The sequence below is a fragment of the Streptomyces sp. NPDC030814 genome (assembly GCF_055572155.1).
Map to the genome: position 1 here is coordinate 82937 of NZ_JBVIDX010000025.1, position 16914 is coordinate 99850.

Annotated in this window: 13 protein-coding genes, 2 tRNA genes, 2 pseudogenes and 1 riboswitch; of the genes and pseudogenes, 10 read left to right on the forward strand and 7 right to left on the reverse strand. The window is 70.6% G+C overall.

The features are described from left to right. Positions 1-259 precede the first annotated feature (259 nt). From ACZ43N_RS34800 to ACZ43N_RS34810, 3 genes are all read left to right on the forward strand, one after another. Positions 260-2533, forward strand: a complete 2274-nt coding sequence (locus ACZ43N_RS34800; RefSeq protein ID WP_468103033.1) for a DEAD/DEAH box helicase — start codon at positions 260-262, stop codon at positions 2531-2533. A 208-nt stretch (positions 2534-2741) separates the two neighbouring features. Further along, positions 2742-4316 (forward strand): amino acid permease, encoded by a 1575-nt coding sequence (locus tag ACZ43N_RS34805; RefSeq protein WP_468103034.1) that lies wholly within the window; start codon positions 2742-2744, stop codon positions 4314-4316. A 210-nt stretch (positions 4317-4526) separates the two neighbouring features. Beyond that, positions 4527-4599 (forward strand) — tRNA-Lys (locus ACZ43N_RS34810). 386 nt (positions 4600-4985) lie between these two features. On the opposite strand, the gene ACZ43N_RS34815 is transcribed toward ACZ43N_RS34810, so the two are convergent. Next, a complete protein-coding gene (locus ACZ43N_RS34815) occupies positions 4986-5456 on the reverse strand; it encodes a DUF3618 domain-containing protein (RefSeq protein WP_468103035.1) in 471 nt (156 codons plus the stop codon). Continuing rightward, positions 5453-5701: a phage holin family protein gene (locus tag ACZ43N_RS34820; protein WP_468103036.1), complete on the reverse strand. Its 249-nt coding sequence runs from the start codon at positions 5699-5701 to the stop codon at positions 5453-5455. Before ACZ43N_RS34820 ends, ACZ43N_RS34815 begins: the two co-directional genes overlap by 4 nt. Before the next feature lie 477 nt (positions 5702-6178). On the opposite strand from ACZ43N_RS34820, the pseudogene ACZ43N_RS34825 reads away from it, so the two are divergent. Both ACZ43N_RS34825 and ACZ43N_RS34830 read left to right on the forward strand, forming a co-directional pair. Next, positions 6179-6289 (forward strand): annotated as a pseudogene (locus ACZ43N_RS34825) (DEAD/DEAH box helicase); the annotation flags it as partial. 243 nt (positions 6290-6532) lie between these two features. After that, a pseudogene (locus tag ACZ43N_RS34830) lies at positions 6533-6830 on the forward strand (SCO5918 family protein); the annotation flags it as partial. 111 nt (positions 6831-6941) lie between these two features. On the opposite strand, the gene ACZ43N_RS34835 reads toward ACZ43N_RS34830, so the two are convergent. The 3 genes from ACZ43N_RS34835 to ACZ43N_RS34845 form a co-directional block, all read right to left on the reverse strand. Next, a complete protein-coding gene (locus tag ACZ43N_RS34835; RefSeq protein ID WP_468103037.1) occupies positions 6942-7301 on the reverse strand; it encodes a hypothetical protein in 360 nt (119 codons plus the stop codon). A 377-nt stretch (positions 7302-7678) separates the two neighbouring features. Next, positions 7679-7752 (reverse strand) — tRNA-Met (locus tag ACZ43N_RS34840). A 73-nt stretch (positions 7753-7825) separates the two neighbouring features. Next, on the reverse strand, positions 7826-8983 hold the full coding sequence (locus ACZ43N_RS34845) for a dihydrofolate reductase family protein (protein ID WP_468103038.1): 1158 nt from the start codon (positions 8981-8983) through the stop codon (positions 7826-7828). Between the two features lie 101 nt (positions 8984-9084). Here ACZ43N_RS34845 and ACZ43N_RS34850 point away from each other — a divergent pair, with 101 nt between their 5' ends. The 5 genes from ACZ43N_RS34850 to ACZ43N_RS34870 all read left to right on the forward strand — a co-directional run bounded on the left by ACZ43N_RS34850 (position 9085) and on the right by ACZ43N_RS34870 (position 14260). Further along, on the forward strand, positions 9085-9603 hold the full coding sequence (locus ACZ43N_RS34850; RefSeq protein ID WP_468103039.1) for a MarR family winged helix-turn-helix transcriptional regulator: 519 nt from the start codon (positions 9085-9087) through the stop codon (positions 9601-9603). A 234-nt stretch (positions 9604-9837) separates the two neighbouring features. Further along, positions 9838-10470 carry a GTP cyclohydrolase II gene (locus ACZ43N_RS34855; protein ID WP_107463180.1) on the forward strand — a complete coding sequence of 211 codons (633 nt, stop codon included), beginning with the start codon at positions 9838-9840 and terminating at the stop codon, positions 10468-10470. Positions 10471-10585: 115 nt separating this feature from the next. Then, on the forward strand, positions 10586-11689 hold the full coding sequence (locus ACZ43N_RS34860) for a PP2C family protein-serine/threonine phosphatase (RefSeq protein ID WP_468103040.1): 1104 nt from the start codon (positions 10586-10588) through the stop codon (positions 11687-11689). A 235-nt stretch (positions 11690-11924) separates the two neighbouring features. After that, positions 11925-12080, forward strand: a riboswitch (cyclic di-AMP (ydaO/yuaA leader). A gap of 11 nt (positions 12081-12091) precedes the next feature. Beyond that, on the forward strand, positions 12092-13144 hold the full coding sequence (locus ACZ43N_RS34865) for a M23 family metallopeptidase (RefSeq protein WP_468103041.1): 1053 nt from the start codon (positions 12092-12094) through the stop codon (positions 13142-13144). A gap of 171 nt (positions 13145-13315) precedes the next feature. Next, on the forward strand, positions 13316-14260 hold the full coding sequence (locus tag ACZ43N_RS34870; RefSeq protein WP_468103042.1) for an aldo/keto reductase: 945 nt from the start codon (positions 13316-13318) through the stop codon (positions 14258-14260). Between the two features lie 263 nt (positions 14261-14523). Here ACZ43N_RS34870 and ACZ43N_RS34875 read toward each other — a convergent pair whose 3' ends face one another. Further along, a complete protein-coding gene (locus ACZ43N_RS34875; protein WP_468103043.1) occupies positions 14524-15852 on the reverse strand; it encodes a PrsW family intramembrane metalloprotease in 1329 nt (442 codons plus the stop codon). 115 nt (positions 15853-15967) lie between these two features. Then, entirely contained in the window at positions 15968-16765 is a 798-nt protein-coding gene (gene trmB, locus ACZ43N_RS34880; protein ID WP_468103044.1) for a tRNA (guanosine(46)-N7)-methyltransferase TrmB, read from the reverse strand. Positions 16766-16914: the final 149 nt, after the last annotated feature.

Sequence of the window (16914 nt, forward strand, 5' to 3'; positions counted from 1 at the left end):
GCCAGGTATCGGAGCTGGCTTTCCCAGCCTCGCTCGGCTGATCACCTTCTGACCTGCTGGTATCGACTCGGTTTGCCTTTAGGGGTGGAGGGTGCGTATGGTGGTAGATCGTTTGATCCCATTTGCCCGGCGCCAACGCAGAGCGCGCCGTGTGGCGCGTACTCTCCTTTGCCGTGTCGGACCGCATAGAGGCGGTCGTGTGCGAATCACGGAGTTGACGGGCGCGTGCCGATGAGACTCCGGAAGGTTTCGCATACGCATGTCCATTTCCAGTACTGATCACGTCGTCGTGCCCGAGAACGGCGAGAACGAGGTCGTCGAGGAGACCCCCACGGTCACCTTCGCGGACCTGGGTCTCCCCGAGGGCGTCGTGCGCAAGCTCGCGCAGAACGGCGTGACCACCCCCTTCCCGATCCAGGCCGCGACCATCCCGGACGCCCTGGTCGGCAAGGACATCCTCGGCCGTGGCCGCACCGGCTCCGGCAAGACCCTCTCCTTCGGTCTGCCGACGCTGGCCACGCTGGCCGGCGGGCACACCCAGAAGCACAAGCCGCGCGCCGTCATCCTGACGCCGACCCGTGAGCTCGCCATGCAGGTCGCCGACGCGCTGCAGCCCTACGGCGATGTCCTCGGCCTGAAGATGAAGGTCGTCTGCGGCGGTACGTCCATGGGCAACCAGATCTACGCCCTGGAGCGCGGCGTCGACGTCCTCGTCGCCACCCCGGGCCGTCTGCGCGACATCATCAACCGCGGCGCCTGCTCCCTGGAGGACGTGCAGATCGCCGTCCTCGACGAGGCCGACCAGATGTCCGACCTGGGCTTCCTGCCCGAGGTCACCGAGCTGCTCGACCAGGTCCCGGCCGGCGGTCAGCGGATGCTCTTCTCCGCGACCATGGAGAACGAGATCAAGACCCTCGTCGACCGGTACCTGAACAACCCGGTCAGCCACGAGGTGGACGCGGCGCAGGGCGCGGTGACGACCATGTCGCACCACATCCTCGTCGTGAAGCCGAAGGACAAGGCGCCGGTCACCGCCGCGATCGCCTCCCGCAAGGGCCGCACGATCATCTTCGTCCGCACGCAGCTGGGCGCCGACCGCGTCGCCGAGCAGCTCCGGGACGCCGGTGTGAAGGCCGACGCGCTGCACGGCGGCATGACGCAGGGCGCGCGGACCCGGACCCTCGCCGACTTCAAGGACGGGTACGTCAACGTCCTCGTGGCGACGGACGTCGCGGCGCGCGGCATCCACGTCGACGGCATCGACCTGGTGCTGAACGTGGACCCGGCGGGCGACCACAAGGACTACCTGCACCGGGCCGGCCGTACGGCGCGTGCCGGGCGTACGGGCACCGTGGTGTCCCTCTCGCTCCCGCACCAGCGGCGGCAGATCTTCCGGCTGATGGAGGACGCGGGCGTCGACGCCTCGCGCCACATCATCCAGGGCGGTGCCGCCTTCGACCCGGAGGTCGCCGAGATCACCGGCGCCCGGTCGATGACCGAGGTCCAGGCCGAGTCCGCCGGCAACGCCGCGCAGCAGGCCGAGCGTGAAGTCGCTCACCTCACCAAGCAGTTGGAGCGGGCCACGCGCCGCGCCGCCGAGCTGCGCGAGGAGGCAGACCGGCTGACCGCGCGCGCCGCGCGGGAGCGGGGCGAGGACCCGGAGGCGGCGCTCGCCCAGGTGCGCGCCGAGGAGACGGGCGAGGGCGCCGCCGTCGTCGAGGCGGCCGCCGCCGCTGTCGACGCCGCGGTGCTGGAGGTGTCCGTGCCGGAGCAGCCGGCCGCCCAGGACATCGAGCGCGTCGAGAAGGCCGAGCGGTTCGAGCGCACCGACCGGGCCGAGCGCGGCGGGCGGTTCGAGCGCGAGGAGCGGTCCGGCGCGGGTTCGTCGTCGTACGGGCGTTCCTCGTCGTATGAGCGTCGCGACGACCGGGGCGGCTTCCGCCGGGACGACCGTGACAACCGTGGTGAGCGTCGGGACGACCGGGGCGGCTTCCGCCGGGACAACGAGCGCGGCTTCGACCGTGACCGTGGGCGCTCCTTCGAGCGTCGGGACGACCGTGGCGGTTTCAACCGCGACAACCGTGACAACCGCGGTGAGCGTCGGGACGACCGGGGCGGCTTCCGCCGGGACGACCGTGGTGGGCGCTCCTTCGAGCGCCGCGATGACCGTGGCGGTTTCAACCGCGACAACCGCGACAACCGTGACAACCGCGGTGAGCGTCGGGACGACCGGGGCGGCTTCCGCCGGGACGACCGTGGTGCGCGCTCCTTCGAGCGCCGCGATGACCGGGGCGGTTTCAACCGCGACAACCGTGACCGCGGATTCGACCGTGGTGGCCGTTCCTTCGAGCGCCGGGACGACCGTGGTGGGCACCGGGGCAGCGACCGGCCGTTCAACCGCGACCGCCAGGGCGACCGTCCGGGCTTCCGCTCCGGCGGCCACGAGCGTCCGTACGGCCGCCGTGACGACCACCGTGGCTCCGGCTCCTTCGGCCGCCGCGAGGACAAGCCGCGCTGGAAGCGCAACGGCTGACCGAAGCCGAGCGCCCAGTTTGTGAGCGCCGTGGCCCCCACCTTCCGGGTGGGGGCCACGGCGCTTTCGCGTGGCCCCCCGGCGCGGTGGCGGTGGCGGTGGCGGCGGGCGGGCGCCGAAGCACGGACGGGACGCTGGGCGAGGCTGGGCCGATTTTCGGCCACCGTGTGGCGCATGTCACGCCCTTCGCGAGGGAATTTCTGGGGGCATGACAGATGACGACATAGCCCGTGGGGCGCCCGGGGCTTCGGCCCCGGACTCGGTGTCGGTCGCGGTGTCGGACGAGGAACGCCTGGCCCAACTGGGTTACACACAGGTTCTCGCACGCCGTATGTCCGCGTTCTCGAACTACGCGGTCTCCTTCACGATCATCTCCGTCCTGTCCGGCTGCATGACCCTGTACCTGTTCGGCATGAACACCGGCGGCCCCGCGGTGATCACGTGGGGCTGGGTCGGGGTCGGGCTGATGACGCTGTTCGTCGGCCTCGCCATGGCCGAGATCTGTTCGGCGTACCCGACCTCCGCGGGCCTGTACTTCTGGTCGCACCGGCTCGCGCCGGCGCGGAGCGCGGCGGCCTGGGCCTGGTTCACGGGCTGGTTCAACGTCCTCGGCCAGGTCGCGGTGACCGCCGGCATCGACTTCGGCGCGGCGTCGTTCCTGGCCGCGTATCTGAACCTCGAGTTCGGCTTCGAGGTGACGCCCGGCCGCACGATCCTGCTGTTCGCGGCGATCCTGCTGCTGCACGGTCTGCTGAACACCTTCGGCGTACGCATCGTCGGCCTGCTGAACAGCATCAGCGTGTGGTGGCACGTCCTCGGCGTCGTGGTGATCGTCGGCGCCCTCGCGATCGTCCCCGACGACCACCGCTCGGCGTCGTTCGTGTTCACCGAGTTCGTCAACAACACGGGCTGGGGCAGCGCGTTCTACGTCGTCCTCCTGGGCCTGCTCATGGCGCAGTACACCTTCACCGGATACGACGCCTCCGCGCACATGACCGAGGAGACCCACGACGCGTCCACGGCCGGCCCCAAGGGCATCGTCCGCTCCATCTGGACGTCCTGGGTGGCGGGGCTCGTCCTGCTGCTCGGCTTCACCTTCGCCATCCAGTCGTACGACGGCGCGCTGAAGTCCGCGACCGGCGTGCCGCCCGCCCAGATCCTCATGGACGCGCTCGGCGCCACGGCAGGCAAGCTGCTCCTCCTCGTCATCATCGGCGCGCAGCTCTTCTGCGGCATGGCGTCCGTGACGGCTAACAGCCGCATGATCTACGCCTTTTCGCGCGACGGCGCGCTGCCGTTCTCGCACGTCTGGCACACGGTCAGCCCACGCACCCGGACCCCCGTCGCGGCGGTGTGGCTGGCAGCGGGCGGCGCGCTCGTCCTGGGCCTGCCGTATCTGATCAATGTGACGGCGTACGCGGCCGTGACCTCCATCGCGGTCATCGGCCTCTACATCGCCTACGTCATCCCGACGCTCCTGCGGCTCCGCAAGGGCGACGCGTTCGAACGGGGGCCGTGGCACCTGGGCCGCTGGTCACGGACGGTCGGCGTGATCTCGGTGACCTGGGTCTTCGTCATCACCGTCCTCTTCATGCTCCCCCAGATCTCCCCCGTCACCTGGGAGAACTTCAACTACGCCCCCATCGCCGTCCTGGTGGTCCTCGGCTTCGCCGCGATCTGGTGGACCGCCTCGGCCAGGCACTGGTTCCTCAAGCCCGAGCACGAGCGGAACGTGGCGCGGACGAAGGAGAGGGAGGGAGCACCGGAACCGGTGGATCCGTAGGGCGGGGGTGTCGCCGGGCCGCGTGCGGGTGCCGCCGAGAACCAGCGTCCCTGCCGGGCCCGGCCCCGTCATTTCGCTCCGCCTCCGCCGATCTTCCGCCCGTTCTGTTCTGCCGCGAACCTTTTTGCGGCGTCCCGACGCGGCCGGGTCACCGATACCCGATCGGAGTCCCGGCCTCGTCCGGCTATGCTCGGGTAGGCAACATCGCCTGGGCCCTTAGCTCAATTGGCAGAGCAGTGGACTTTTAATCCATTGGTTGTGGGTTCGAGTCCCACAGGGCCTACCGGTGGCGGGGGAAGGCAATGCCCTCTGACCTGCTACGAAGCGCCCGGGCCGACTTCGGTCGGCTCGGGCGCTGCTTCGTTTTCCGGCCCGTGCGTGAGCGGATGCGGCCCGAGCCTGCCGGATCGGCTGCGGCCGGGCGGAGCCTTCGGTGGCTGCCGGGCGAGACGGGGGACGAGTTCCGCCGCCTTCTTGGGGCAGGTACCGCAGGGTGATGGGCGGCAGGTCGTCGTGGTGAGGATGTGGCGACCTTGCGAGAGTGCGTTCCTCTCCGTGGCGTCAGGGCGTCCATGATGAGCACACCGCCGGTCAGCACACCGCCGGTCAGCACGCCGCTGGTGGTACCCCGAACCGTGCCGACCGGCTTTTAGGCGATCTTCGGGGCTTTCATCGCCGCCTCCTGGCACGACGAACGAGCAGCAACGCGAGGAACGCGCCGGCCGCAGCGAACAGTGGCTTGCGGTTGGCTCGCGCCATCCGCATGCCCTGGTCGGCCTTCTCGCGCACCGGTTCCGGAGCCTTCTCACGGGCCCGCTCTCCCATCTGCGCGGCCTTGTCGCGGACCTGCTCGGTGGCTGCGGCGGCCTTGGCCCGCACCGGCTCCGGAGTCCTGTCCTGCACCACGTGGGCCGCGTGCGCCGCCTTGTCCCGCAGCTGAGCCCTGACCTGTGTGGTCTTCTCTGCGACCTGCTGCCTGACGGCCGTCGTCTTCTCGTGGGCGCGGGTCTTCACCTGGGCCTTTGCCGCGAGTGCTTCAACGGTTTCGCCGAGTTTCTGGCGGGTCGCCTCGGCCCGTCCGCGTATTTCCTCCGTGGAAGGCGCTGTCTCATCACCCGTGTGAGGCTTGTCCTGGGTCATCGCTGTGTCTTCTCCTTGATCTCGGCTACCTCGGCCTTGACGCTGTCCACCGTCCGGTCCGGCGTCGGTGGGGACGCCTTGCTGGTCCGCTGCTTGCCGGGAGCCGCCATCAGCGCGGTGACGCCGGCCAGCACGGTGTGGCCGGCGGCGCTACCGCTGCCCTTGGCGAACTGCTCGCCCTTCCCGGTCATCTCCGCCTGTGCCAGGCGCATCTGGTCGCGGATCAGCTGTGGCAGTACTGCCACGCACGCTGGGCCAGTTCCCCTATCGGGTCCTGTGCTCCGCCGCCGGTGGAGGGGAATCGTCTGCTGTCGTGTTGCTCTCACCTGCCTTCGTCGGCGTTGCGGGGTTGGGTGACGTACGCCAGTGAACTGCCCGTCGATGACGACGGAGCAGCGATTCCTCCCCCGCGAACTCTGTCCGCGTGCCCGAGTAACCCGGCGGCGACACGTCACGCCCGTGGGGCACACGCTGCCGCAGAAGATGTGGTGTCGCCCGTATCAGGGCGGCAACGGCCAGCCCGATGACGCGCCGGTGGACCAGCCGACTTCCCGTCCAGAGCCCTTTCACGTCTGCGCCATGCCGCTCCGACTCCTCGCGCAGGCGGGGCCCTGCGGTCTGGTCGAGGCCACTGGCGCCGCGTGCGGGCTGCAGAGCCCTTGGTGGACGGTTTTCACGCCGAGCACGTCCCGCGCTCTTCTCGAGACGTTGAGGTCCGGGTGAATCAACCCTCAGCCGGCGCGGTCACGACGATGGAGCATCACCTACTGCATGTCCACGGCGCCGACAAGCACATGGCCATCACCGAGATCGCCGCACGCGACGGCATCGTGTCCGGGACAGCTCCGGATACACGGACTGGATCTGCCTGCGTGACATCGCCGACGGCATGGGGTCCTTCCCTCGCCGCTGACCATGAGGACCGAAGCCGAGGACGCGATGCCTTGCGGGCGGCTCGGCCCCTGTCGTGGTCGGCGTGGTCGACGAACACGGCAGCGTCCTCGGGGTCCTCGTCCTCTCCCGCCGAACCGCTTCACAGCGGTCGGCCCGATCTCCCCTTCTCCCCGTGAGGCATCATGCGCTGTGTCATCGCCTGCTTCCCGTTCGACCTGACCGGGAGCGGAGTGCTGGAATCGATGAAGGGCGTCAGGCCCGAGCCGGTCACCGGCGAGTACGTGATCATCGGACGACGTCAGTACCCGCTCAAGCAGGTCGGCCAGGTCATCACCCGCCAGGGCCGCCGCGATCTCGGCGCGGATGAAGTCCTCCGGGGCATGGCCCGGCTCGGCTTCACCTGCCGCACCCTCCCCCGAGGCCGCACCCGCGCGCGTCGAAAGCCCGTTCCAGCGGGCCTCCGTGATGCTGGGCACCCCCCGGTCCGTCCGACGGGACAGGCGCGAGCCGAACAGAGCCAGTGAGGGCCCGACCGGCGCGCGCCGGTCGGGCCCTCAGTGCGTGCCGTGCCGCTCCCGGTGCGCCGGTGGGTCAGTGGTCGGAGTAGCTGAAGTCGCCCATGGTCCAGGCATTGACGTCCTCGATCGCGACGCGGTACATCCCGCCCGTCTCCGGGATCCCCACCGTCCCCTGCAGGATTCGGGCGACATGGAAGTGCAGATGGGTGGGTGGCCCGTCCTTTTTCGCGGGGGTGTCGAAGACGGCGGAGAACTCACCGAGGTGAGTGGAATCCGTCAGCACCTCCGACACCCTCTGCCTCCACATGGCTTCGGGAGCCAGTCGACCGGTGATGACAGCACCACCGGTGACCACGGTCAGGGACATCTGATTACTCTGCCCGGACTCCACAAGGGTGGCGATTTCAACGATCAGCTCGTCAGGCTTCGGCATGAGACCGGATTCTATGCACCGGCCCGTCCGGGCGGCTTGGGCGGTGGCTCCACCGGGCAGGACGACGACGGGCGCTCAACGAGGCGGGGATCGTCGCGGCGAGGAGTCGGCGACGCAGCGTCGGTTTGATCGGCTCGACCAGGTCGGCGGCCCACTCGACGAGGTCGGCAACCAGCGCCTACCACCCCATGGCACGGTCACCGCCCCGGCCTGCGACACAGCGGCCTGGGCCGGCTTCGGCCGGCTCGGGCGCTGCTGCGATTCTCTCGGTATCGGCCCGGCCGGCAGGGAACCGTCGACCACCCGCGTCGCCGCGCCGGAGCCGTACAAAGACCCGGGGCCGGAACCCTTTCGGATTCCGGCCCCGGGCCATTCAGTAGCGGGGACAGGATTTGAACCTGCGACCTCTGGGTTATGAGCCCAGCGAGCTACCGAGCTGCTCCACCCCGCGTCGGTGAAACCAGTGTACGTCATGCGGGGGACCCGAAGCACACGCCTTTGTCGAGACCCCGCGCACACGCTCCTCACCCCACCAGATGCCGGTTCGGCTCCTTCGCCCGCTCCTGGTACTCCGGCAGGACGACGACCTCCGCCCCTTCCTCCGACAGCACCGCGTTGCCCACCGTCGCGTCCGGTACGAACGTGTCCGGCTCGCGCCAGGCCGTGACGACGCGCCGTACTCCGGCGTCGAGGATGAGGCGGGCGCAGGGGGCCGGCCGGGAGGCGCGGCGGGCGCAGGGTTCCAGGCTGCTGTAGACCGTGGCGGAGGCGAGGCGCGGGTCGGTGGGGTCGAGCTTGGCGAGGGCCGCCTCCTCGGCGTGGGCGACGGGGTCGCCGGCCTCGCGGGAGTGGCCGCGGGCCAGCTCCGTACCGTCCGCGGCGACCACCACCGCGCCCACGCTGAACGCCGTCCCGGAGGGCGGGCACTCGGCGGCCAGTTCGCAGGCCAGAGCCAGCCAGTGGCGGTCGGCTGCCGAGACGGCCGGGCCGGTGCCGGGGACCGTGGGGAGGTAGCGGATGAGGACGACGTCGCCGACCGGCCGCGTCTCCAGCAGCCGCAGCCGGCTCTTCGGGCCACCGGGGTACGCGCCCGTCCCGAACATCCGCGGGGCCTCGGACTCCCCCACGAACACCGGCGCGACGGCCAGCTGCAGTTCGTCCGCAAGGCCCTGCTGGAGCAGTTGGGTGTGAACGCGTCCGCCGCCCTCGACCATCAGGCGTCCCACGCCGCGTACGTCGCCGAGGTGGTCGAGGACGGCGGGCCACTCCAGGTCCGGGCCGAGGGAGACGACGTCCACGCCGGCAGGGCCGGCCGGCAGGCCCAGTGTGCGCAGCCGTTCCGCGCCCTTGTCCGTCGTGTACACCACCTTCTCGCCTCCCGTGTGCCAGAACTGGGCCTCCGGGTCCAGATCGCCGGACGCGCTGACCGTGACCTTCAGCGGGTACTCCGGGAGCCCGGCGGCGACGCGGGTGGCGCGGCGTTCGGGGGAGTTGACCAGCAGCCGGGGGTTGTCGGTGCGCAGGGTGCCGGCGCCGATCAGGATGGCGTCGCTGGCCGCCCGCACCTCGTCGACCCGGTCGAAGTCGGCCGGGCCCGAGAGGAGCAGCCGTTCGGGCCCGGTGTCGTCCAGGTAGCCGTCGAGGGAGACGGCGGCGGACAACAGGACGTAGGGCTGGGGCATGGAGACGCTCCCTGACTGGCTGGCCGGCGCTGACCGACACCGATGGACTGACTGACCGGCTGGGCTTGGTTCAAGTTTTAAACAATAACTACACTGTACGTATGACGACCCGCTGGCTCACCCCCGAGGAACAGCGTGCCTGGCGCGCGTACCTCGCCGCGAGCACCCTCCTGGAGGACGCGCTCGACCGGCAGCTCCAGCAGGAGGCCGGCATGCCGCACCTCTACTACGCCGTGCTGGCCGTGCTCTCCGAAGCGCCGGACCGTCGGATGCGGATGACCGATCTCGCCGAGCACGCGAAGATCACGCGCAGCCGGCTGACCTACGTCGTGACCCGGCTGGAGAAGGACGGGGTGGTCCGGCGCGAGAACTGCAAGTGGGACAAGCGGGGGAGCATCGCCGCCCTCACCGATGAGGGTGCGGCCCTGCTGGAGCGGCTGGCGCCGGGCCATGTGGAGGCGGTCCGCAAGGCGGTCTTCGATCACCTCACCCCCGAGCAGGTCGGCCAGTTCGAGGAGATCTGCTCGACCATCGCGGCGGCGATCGAGGGTGAGGACGCCCGGCAGAACGGCCCCGACGACCTGCCCTGGCGCCGCCGGTCCTGCTCATCGGGCCAGTGACCCCGGCTGCCGACCGGTCCCGGCCCGCCGCCGGTCCCGTGTCCGTCCGCACCTCGCTCTCGCCCCCGCCCCGCCGTTCGGTCGCGGGCGGCGTTCGCTGTTCCCCCGCACCCCCGAATGTGACGCATCCCAAAACTGGTTGCTTGAAATTTGAAGCAGGGGATAGAGTCGCGGCGAGCGCTGTGATTCAAAACTGAAGCACAGCGGCAGTCGATCCAGGACCGGAGAACCCGCATGCCCGACTTCCCCGCTGCCACCCCGCGTGCCCGCGTCCGGGTACCGCTGCGCTTCCAGGACGGCTACGGCGTCGACGCCGAGATGGTCACCTTCCACGGCCTCGTCGACGGCCGCGAGCACCTGGCGATCGTGCTCGGCGATCCCGCCCCCGGCACGGCCCCGCTGGTCCGGATGCACTCCGAGTGCCTGACCGGCGACGTCTTCGGCTCGGCGCGCTGCGACTGCGGTCCGCAGCTGCGGGAGGCGGTGGAGCGGATCGCGGACCGGGGCGGGGTGCTCCTCTACCTCCGCCAGGAGGGCCGCGGTATCGGCCTCTACAACAAGCTCGACGCGTACGCCCTCCAGGACCAGGGCCTCGACACCTACGAGGCGAACACGGCCCTCGGGCTGCCGGAGGACGCCCGCGACTACACGGCCGCGGCCCAGATGCTGGGCGCCCTCGGCATCGACGAGCTGGACCTGCTCTCCAACAACCCCGACAAGGCGCAGCAGCTGCGCGACCTCGGCGTCGGTGTCCGGCACCGCGTCCCGACCGGCGTCTTCACCACCGCCCACAACGTCCGCTACCTCCGGGCGAAGGTCCTCACCACCCAGCACACCCTGCCGCTGGCGGAACTGACCGCGGGCTGACGGCCGACGCGTGGTCAACCGGTGCCGCAGGCCGCCCGGACACCCACTCGGCCCCTCCGGCTGGCCCTCCGCCGACCGCCCCGCGAATCTGGGACGGGTGGGGCAGCCAGAGGGTGTGAAGAGGCCGGACGGCCGGCGGTTCTTCTATGCCGGCGCCCTCGTACGGGCGCTGCCCGCCCTCCTCGTCGTCGGCGGCCTCTGCTACGACCACTTCATGCCGCGGGAGTTCACGGCCGTCCCCTTCTTCACCGCCGCGCCCCTGGTGGCCGCGCCGCTGCTGTCCCTGGAGGGCACGGTGGTGACCGGCGCCGCCTCGCTCGCCGGCATCGTCACCGTACGCCTGCGGTACGGGGACTCGGGGCGGGCGGACGCGCTCACGGAGATCGCCACCGTGGCCGTCGTCGCCGTACTGGCCGTGGCCATCAACCGGCTCGTCCGGCGCAGCGACGCCCGCCTCGCCACCGCCCGCGAGATCGCGGAGGCCGCGCAGCGGGCCGTACTGCCGAGGCCCCAGGAGCGGCTCGGCGGGCTGGAGATCGCGGCGCGGTACGAGGCCGCGCAGGCCGACGCCTCGATCGGCGGCGATCTGTACGCGGTGCAGGACTCGCCGCACGGCGTACGGCTGATCGTGGGGGACGTACGCGGCAAGGGGCTGGGCGCGGTGGCGGCCGTGGCGGTGCTGATCGGCGCGTTCCGGGAGGCGGCCGAGCAGGAGACGACCCTGGAGGCCGTGGCCCAGCGGCTGGAGCGGGCGCTCGCGAGGGAGGTGATCCGGCGGGACGCCGCACGGAGGGACCCCACCGTGCCGTACGAGGGGTTCGTCACGGCCGTCCTCGCTGAGGTCCCGCACGGCGCCGGGCTGGCCCGCATCGTCAACCGGGGTCATCCGGCCCCGCTGCTGCTCCACGCCGACGGCGGTCTGCGCACCCTCGACAGCCCCTGGGCCGCGCTGCCGCTCGGTCTCGGCGAGCTGGGAACCTGGCCGGACCGGGCGGAGGAGACCGTGTTCCCGGCTGGTTCGACCCTGCTCTTCTACACGGACGGGCTGTCCGAGGCGCGCAACTCGGACGGCGTCTTCTACGATCCGGCCGCTCGGCTCAGCGGCCGTACCTTCCCCGGCCCGCGCGCCCTGGTGACGACGCTCGCCGAAGAGGTCCGCGAGCACACCGGCGGCGGGACGACGGACGACATGGCGCTCCTCGCCGTACACCGTCCCTGAAGGGAATCTCACTCAGCGTGCACAGTCAACCTCCCTCCGCATAGAATCTGACACTCAGTCAGGAAGGTCGGGGCTCCCGAGGCGAGGTCAACTCGCCCGATTTCCACCCCTCATGACCCGTTGGTCCAGTGCAAAAAGCCGAACGATCATCTAGAACCGCTTGGAATGCCGCCCTCGCGTCTATTAACGTTCGATAACGCAGCGCGGTCGTCCCAGCCGTCACAAGAGGCGGCTCCGTGCTCACGCGCCGAATCCCGTAGGGAACCGGGGAACCACCACCCTGGGGTGAATCGCGCGGAAACCGTCGTGCAAGCACGTGTGGTTTACGCGCGTAGGAGACCTTCCGCTCCGAACCCGTCAGCTAACCCGGTAGGCCAGAAGGAAGGAAAGGAGTACGCCCACGTGGCGTCCAACCGGTCCGCGACCGAAGCCCCGTTCGTGCCAAGCCAGCGCAGCAGTGAGTCCGAGACCTTCGGTTTCGGCAGCTACGACAGCGACAACGAGGGCCCCTTCCAGGAGTGGAACCCCACCGCGGAGTCCCTCCGCCCCGTCCGCGGCCGGCACCGTGTGGCCAAGACCAAGCAGCGCGGTGGGTTCGCCCGTAGCTCCACGGTTCTCGGCGTCGGCGTCATAGCCGCCGTCAGCGGCGCCGGCATGGCCAGCGCCCAGAGCGGCAAGGCCCCGGTGGCCATCTCCCTGCCGGACCTGCCGAACGTGGGCTCGGTCTTCGAGGAGGACGACGCCGCCGACGAGCCCGAGAGCTCCACCGCCCCGCTCAGCAGCGCCGGCCTCATCGCCGCGGACACCCAGCAGGGCGCCACCGACGCCGGCGAGGCGCTGCGCGCGCGCATCATGCAGCAGGCCGAGTCCCAGCAGGACGCGTTCGACCTGAAGACAGCCGAGGCCGCCCAGACCGCCGCCGCGAAGAAGGCCGCCGAAGAGGCCGCCGAGGAGAAGAAGGAAGCCGAGGCCAAGGAAGCCGCCGCCAAGAAGAAGGCGGAGCAGGAGGCCGCGGAGAAGGAGGAAGCCGAGCGCCTCGCCGCCCTGGCCAAGCAGTTCACGCTTCCGACCTCCTCGTACACCATCACCTCCACCTTCGGCCAGGCCGGCCCCTACTGGTCCTCCGGCTACCACACCGGTCTCGACTTCGCCGCCCCCACGGGCACCCTCATCAAGGCCGTCCACAGCGGCACGATCACGCAGGCGGGCTGGGACGGCTCGTACGGCTACAAGACCGTGCTCACCCTCGATGACGGCACCGAGATCTGGTACGCCCACCAGTCCTCCATCGGCGTCAGCGTCGGCCAGAAGGTCGCCACCGGCGACGTCATCGGCCGTGTCGGCGCCACGGGCAACGTCACCGGTGCCCACCTCCACATGGAGGTCCACCCCGACGGCTCGACCACCGGCATCGACCCGGCGGCGTGGCTGCGCAGCAAGGGCCTGAGCATCTAGCGTGTCGCCCCCCTGAACAGATGTGACGCCGCGTGAGGCCGAGAGGCCTGACGCGGCGTTCGTCATGCCAGGCCCGCCGCCCCGCGTCGCTGCCGAGAGAATCCCACCCGTGTCACCCGGCGTTCACACGACGCGGAATGCCACGGTCCGGACCGGTGGTTGAAACAGGACATGACTTCTCTTCGCAAGCTGGGCACGTCCGACCTCGAGGTCTTCCCGCTCTCCCTCGGCGGCAACGTCTTCGGCTGGACGGCGGACGAGACACAGTCCTTCGCCGTCCTCGACGCCTACGCTGCCGCAGGCGGCAACTTCATCGACACCGCGGACTCCTACTCCGCGTGGGTCGAGGGCAACCAGGGCGGTGAGTCCGAGACGATCATCGGCAAGTGGGTGAAGGCCCGGGGCAACCGCGCCGACGTGGTGATCGCGACGAAGGTGAGCCAGCACCCCGAGTACCAGGGCCTCTCCGCCGCCAACATCAAGGCCGCCGCGGACGCCTCGCTGGCCCGCCTGGGCACCGACTACATCGACCTCTACTACACGCACTTCGACAAGCCCGAGGTGCCGGTCGAGGAGATCATCACCGCCCTGGACGACCTGGTGAAGGCCGGCAAGGTCCGCGCGATCGCGGCGTCCAACATCACCCCGGAGCGTCTCAGGGCCTCCCTGGACTTCTCGGCCCGCGAGGGCCTGGCCCGCTATGTGGCGCTCCAGCCCCACTACAACCTGGTCTCCCGCGACACCTACGAGGGCGCCCTCCAGTCGGTGGCCGCCGACGCGGGCCTCTCCGCCGTCCCCTACTTCGCCCTCGCCAAGGGGTTCCTCACCGGCAAGTACCGCCCCGGCACGACCGTCGACAGCCCCCGCGCCGCGGGCGCCGGCGCCTACCTCGACACCCCGAGGGGCGCCCGCGTCCTCACCGCCCTGGACGAGATCGCCCAGTCCAGGAACACGGAGATCGCCACGATCGCCCTGGCCTGGCTCACCGCCCAGCCGACGGTCACCGCCCCCATCGCATCGGCCCGCACCACGTCCCAACTCCCGGCGCTCCTGGCGGTGGCCGACGTAACCCTCACCGCCGAGGAGCTGAAGAGCCTCACGGAGGCGTCCGCGTAGCCACCAGCCCGTTTCCTCCCCAGCCCTCGGCGGCACGACTGTGCCATGGGGACGGCGGGGGAGCCGCGTACGGACGTAAGGGGGTGTGTCGGGGGGGGGGGGTGTCCGCCCGCAGCGGTTGGCGCGTCAACTGGTCCAGCTTCCCGGGCGACCGATTCCGCGCCGTTCCGAGGACGGACACCCCCCCGGCGCGCCCCCGACCCACCCCGCACCCGGACGCGTTTCAGCCGCACCCCCACAGCGCGAAAGCCATCCACGAACCGCTACGACCAATACGGCCGGTACGGCACCTGTGTCACCACCGGGTTCCCTCCGTACACGGGCCCGTAGCCCTGCCAGGGCATCGGCGGAAGCGGCGCGGCCACACCCACCGGCGTCATCCCCCGCCCCGCGTAGGCCAACGCCGGCCGAGCCAGCTCCCGCCGCCGCCACAGTTCGAACAGCAGCTGCCGCTCGCGCAGCACGAAGTCACCCCCGGCCCGCCCCAACCGCCCCCGCCGCCGCAGAAACGCCAATGAGGTCGCGTACGCCTCGTACTCCGCGACGACCCGGGCCCCACCCTTCCCGAAGTGGTACGCCGCGTAGTCCCGCGCCACCCGCCGAGCCCGCATCGATCCCAGCACGAACGGCTCCGGCGGCGTCAGCCACCCCGCCGCCGCATACACCGGCAACTCCTCCCGCACGGCCCGCAGCTCCCGCTGCCGCGTCCAGATCGCCAACCACGTCAGCAAGCCGAACATCGGCACCATGAACACCGCGTAGACCGCGAAGAACCCGTACTCCCCGAACGCCGCCGACCCGTTCCAGACCGCGTGCATGCCCATCGCGAGCAGCAGCCCGCCCACCGGGACCAGCATCCGCCGCACCGGCTGCCGTTCCCCGGCCATCGCCGCGAACCCGAACCCGATGCCCGTCAGCACGGTGAACAGCGGATGCGCGAACGGCGACATGATCACCCGCACGAAGAACGTCGCCGCCGTGACCGACGCCAGCCCACTCCCCCCGCTGAGCTGGTCCGTCCCGAACGCGGTCCCCAGGTACAGGATGTTCTCGGTGAACGCGAACCCGGTCGCCGTGACGCCCCCGATCACCACCCCGTCCACGATTCCCGTGAAGTTCCGCCTCCGGAACAGGAAGATCAACAGCACGGCCGCGGCCTTCGCGGTCTCCTCCACGACGGGCGCTATGACGGTGGCGCCCAACGTGTCCGCATGCGACGGATCGGCCGTGGCGGTGGCTATCCACTGCGTCGCGAAACTGTTCGCCACGATCGCTATCAGCGCCGCCGCACACGCCCCCCAGGCGAACGCGAACAGCATGTTCCTCCATGGCCCGGGCTCCACCCGGTCCAGCCACCGGAACGCCGCCACGAGCAACGGCACGGGCAGCACCGCGAGCCCAAGCCCTACCAGAAAACCCTCCGTGCCGGTCTGCTCGCGGACGAGCGCGAGGATGACGAGCCCGGACAGCGCGAGCAGTGCGATGAGAGAGCCGTACTTGACGCTTTTCCGCTGCCACCAGCGCACGGGCCTGAACACACCTCCGCCGGCGGGGCCGCTGGGGTGCGTCGGGTAGAGGGGACTGGTGGTCATTGCGTTGACCCTAACGAGCGATGGGCGCTACCCGCGACGTCGTACCGTACGACCGGTCGCGGGTGTGTGTGGGGGGGGGGACTGTTCGTGCGCCTATGGGGGGTTGAAGCGGTTCCTACTGATCTACGCGACGGAAGAGCAGATCGTTCACCACATGACCCTTGTCCAGTCCCTGTGCCTCGAAACGGGTCAGCGGCCGGAAGTCGGGACGTGGCGAGAACCCGCCGTCGGGCCGGGTGTTCTCGAAGCCGGGGTGGGCTGTCAACACGTCCAGCATCTGCTCGGCGTACGGTTCCCAGTCCGTAGCGCAGTGCACGATCGCGCCGGGCCTGAGCCGTGACGCGACGAGCGTCAGGAACTCCGGCTGGATCAGCCGCCGCTTGTGGTGCCGCTTCTTCGGCCAGGGGTCGGGGAAGTAGACGCGCAGCCCGTTCAGCGAGTCGGGCGCGAGCATCTCCCGCAGCAGGATGATCGCGTCACCGTTCGCCACCCGGATGTTGGACAGCCCGCTCCGGTCGGCGAGATTGAGCAGGTTGCCCTGGCCGGGGGTGTGCACATCGACGGCGAGGACATTGGTGCCGGGATCCGCGGCGGCCATCTCCGCCGTCGCCTCTCCCATCCCGAACCCGATCTCCAGCACCACGGGCTTCTCGTCCCCGAACAGCTCGGCGAGGTCCAGCTTCCGCCCGTCGATGTCGAGCCCCCACTTGGGCCACAGCCGTTGCAGGGCGTCCGCCTGCCCGGCCGTCACCCGGCTCCGCCGGGGCTGGAAACTCCTGATCCGCCGCTCGAAATGCGCCCCGGCGGGATCGGCCTTGGGCCCGTCCGGAAAGCGGGGCTCGCCCTTGGCACGAGTACGGCGAAGGGAGGCACCGGAGGTGCGGGACTCGGGGGCATTGGCAGACTCAGACACAGTGCCCCCAATTTTACGACCGCCGCAGTGGGCCCCCCTCCGAAGCCGAAGCCGCAGTGGGCCCCCCTCCGAAGCCGAAGCCGCAGTGGGCCCCCCTCCGAAGCCGAAGCCGCAGTGGGCCCCCCTCCGAAGCCGAAGCCGCAGTGGAC

Excerpts from the sequence above, each read along its gene's own strand:
- ACZ43N_RS34805 (WP_468103034.1), top strand. The coding sequence starts at position 2,742 with ATGACAGATGACGACATAGCCCGTGGGGCGCCCGGGGCTTCGGCCCCG.
- ACZ43N_RS34835 (WP_468103037.1), bottom strand. The coding sequence starts at position 7,301 with ATGCCGAAGCCTGACGAGCTGATCGTTGAAATCGCCACCCTTGTGGAG.
- ACZ43N_RS34855 (WP_107463180.1), top strand. The coding sequence starts at position 9,838 with ATGCCCGACTTCCCCGCTGCCACCCCGCGTGCCCGCGTCCGGGTACCG.
- ACZ43N_RS34815 (WP_468103035.1), bottom strand. The coding sequence starts at position 5,456 with ATGACCCAGGACAAGCCTCACACGGGTGATGAGACAGCGCCTTCCACG.
- ACZ43N_RS34850 (WP_468103039.1), top strand. The coding sequence starts at position 9,085 with ATGACGACCCGCTGGCTCACCCCCGAGGAACAGCGTGCCTGGCGCGCG.
- ACZ43N_RS34845 (WP_468103038.1), bottom strand. The coding sequence starts at position 8,983 with ATGCCCCAGCCCTACGTCCTGTTGTCCGCCGCCGTCTCCCTCGACGGC.
- ACZ43N_RS34800 (WP_468103033.1), top strand. The coding sequence starts at position 260 with ATGTCCATTTCCAGTACTGATCACGTCGTCGTGCCCGAGAACGGCGAG.
- ACZ43N_RS34870 (WP_468103042.1), top strand. The coding sequence starts at position 13,316 with ATGACTTCTCTTCGCAAGCTGGGCACGTCCGACCTCGAGGTCTTCCCG.
- ACZ43N_RS34875 (WP_468103043.1), bottom strand. The coding sequence starts at position 15,852 with ATGACCACCAGTCCCCTCTACCCGACGCACCCCAGCGGCCCCGCCGGC.